The 2,641-nt window shown below is 43.9% G+C and carries 1 protein-coding gene; it reads right to left on the minus strand.

Annotation, left to right across the window (positions count from 1 at the left end):
• Positions 1 to 156 precede the first annotated feature (156 nt).
• A partial coding sequence (locus tag CHI06_RS23500) for a carboxypeptidase-like regulatory domain-containing protein (RefSeq protein WP_142301011.1) occupies positions 157 to 2,641 on the minus strand: 2,485 nt, incomplete at its 5' end.

A 2,641-nucleotide genomic window follows, 5' to 3' on the forward strand; every position in this document is an offset into this window, starting at 1 on the left:
TACATAAAATAAAACTAAATGCCACGCGGGCATGTCTGTTCCTTTTTATCAATTTGATTTCCCCCTAAAGTTTGCTTACATTAAGACTTCATTTTAGAATCATCTTTCACCTTACACCTAAAGGGTAAGTGAAAGATGATTCTATCAATCTATGATTTACTGAGGTTTTACGTTGACATACACTTTACCTGCGGTTATTTGACGAGATTCGTTTCCATAATCATCTCTCATCACCACTTCAATCGCAGCACCGTTGATCTTGTCTTTTGGAGCCGTCCAGGTACCAACATAGTGACCTGGTTTTGTTTCTGTTAATGGTATTTCAACAGAAGTGGCGGCTACCGTTGCGGTTGCGGTTGCGGTTGCGGTTGCGGTTGCATAGGTTGAAGGTAAGCGTACCAAGAAGAAGCCATTAATTCCTGGCTCACTATCTAGTTCGACGGTCAACGTATTACCCGTTTTTATCACCACATTTTGAGCTGGTTTTAAGTTTTCGATCGCAGGTGGATTAAACTTGGCGTAAACAGTGACTTCCTTGCTAGTTTCGTTTCCAGCACGGTCCTTTGCAGTGACAGTAAATTTATTTTCTCCACTATTGAGTAGTACGCGTAGGGAGTAGGAGCCATCTTCTGTGACATTCGCATTTTGACCATTTATAGTGACTTCTGCTAGATATGGATCGGTCGCTTTCCCCTCGATCGTAACCGCTTTCTGATTTGTCTTGAAGCCTTCAGTAGGTTTAGTGATGGTTAGTTCTGGTTTTGCTTGGTCAAGGATGATCTTCACTGGCTCGGACGGATCTGTACTACCTACATCAGTAGAAGCGGTAGCTGTCAGCACGTTTTCACCATCTTGAAGGGTAACATCTGCAGAGAAGGTACCATCAACACTAGCTGTTGTGGTAGCCACTTCTTCGCCTTTATTGAAAAGATGAACATGGTTAGTTGGTGAAGCTTTCCCTTCTACTATAATAGTAGATTGATTGGTGTAGGCTGCATCTTTAGGCGTTGTAATCACTGGAGTCATCGCTTCAAAGCTTACCCGTGCTCGAATCATAAAGTTTCCGGTTGTTTTTTCCCATGGTCCATACAATTTTTGCAAGCTGCGACCCGCACTTGGACTGCTTGTATCCATAGCAAGTCCTGGTGTATTCGGGGAAACGCCTACTTGGATATAGACCATATAGAAGTCGCCATTTACTAAAACTGGGTCTTCCAGATCGACAACCGTCCATTCTCCATTACGTAGAGCAGTCGCATCCAATGGACCCGCTAATTTTTTCCAACTGGCATCATAGATTTCAACCTTAAAGGCTGTTCCACCTGGATCCGGCCAACTTGTATCCCAGAAGCGGAAGAGACCAGCAGTGACGAAGGCGCTATTTTTGCCATTAGGTAAAGACATTCTTACAGCCGCACGGTTGTTTTCTAAACTAAGAGCTCCGAAATTGCGAGCGTTTTCCGCTGTCCCATCATCAAAGCCGATCTCATCAGGATAGCTGACAAATGGTGGTAACGGAACATTTTGTTCGATATTTCCATTTGCTAGGATGGTGATCGTGGTATCTTGGTTATGATAGAAAGGCCCAGATACATGTAAGGTATAGGTTCCTTCATAGGCAGTGATGGAAAAGTGTCCGTTTTCATCTGTTTGTACAGGTTGAATGAGCACGTCTTCGATCAGAGAGAGTGTTGCGTTAGCTAGTGGTTGACCTGTTTGCTTGTTTGTGACAGTTCCGCTAACCGTTCCTTTTGGGATCGGGTTTAAGGTAAAGTTGGCTTCTAATATACCATCGGCAGGAAACTTCACTCGTTGATCTGCAGATTCATATCCATATGTTTCAGCACGTAAGGTGAACTCACCTGCGGGATGAATCATACTATAGCTACCATCACTAGGGTTAGTAGCAACAGAACGTCCTGATTCGAGCACGCTCACTGTAGCTCCAAGTGGCAGGGACATGGGTTGAACTGCTGTCGGCGTGATCGTGGCGGTAGGTGCCATCACGTTTTGTATTTTGGTTGGTTGGATGGTATCCTGGTTGACTGCTATTCTATTAGTTTGTGGCTCATTTTCCAGTTGTTTAGCTAACAGTTTTTGTTGTTGTACATCTTCTAGTTCTACATTGGCTGTGGTATGTGGTGTATTGCTTAAGGCGACATCATCGATATACAAACCTGCTCTCTGGCCAATCTGGTCTGTGGTGATGTTAAAGGCGATATAGATTTTTTGACCAGCATAGGCGGATAGATCGATTTGGCGCTCCGTCCATGTCAGAGAGTTACTAGTGAAGCTGGATAGCTGTTGCCAGTTTTGTTTGTCTGTCGACACAAATACATAACCATTATCGTAGCCGCTTTCAATTTGATACCAGTCTTTAAACTGCAGATAGGTGTTACCCTCAGGCAGGACGATTGGAGGCATCATCAAGCTCATATTGGCAAAGTTGTCATAGTTGCCATTTAATTTGGTTCCGTACACTTTTTCACCAGAAGCGGCCTTTGCTGGTCCATAGACAAAGTTAGGCACTCCCCACTCCCAAGTGTTTTTGGTACCGTAGGAGATCCAACCAATTGGTTGAGATTCAAAATCTTGAAAGTAACCGGTGCTGATTCCAGATTTGACTGGTACAGCGTAATTA

It is taken from the genome of Bacillus sp. 7884-1 (assembly GCF_002272245.1).
Taxonomy (GTDB): domain Bacteria; phylum Bacillota; class Bacilli; order Bacillales; family Cytobacillaceae; genus Neobacillus.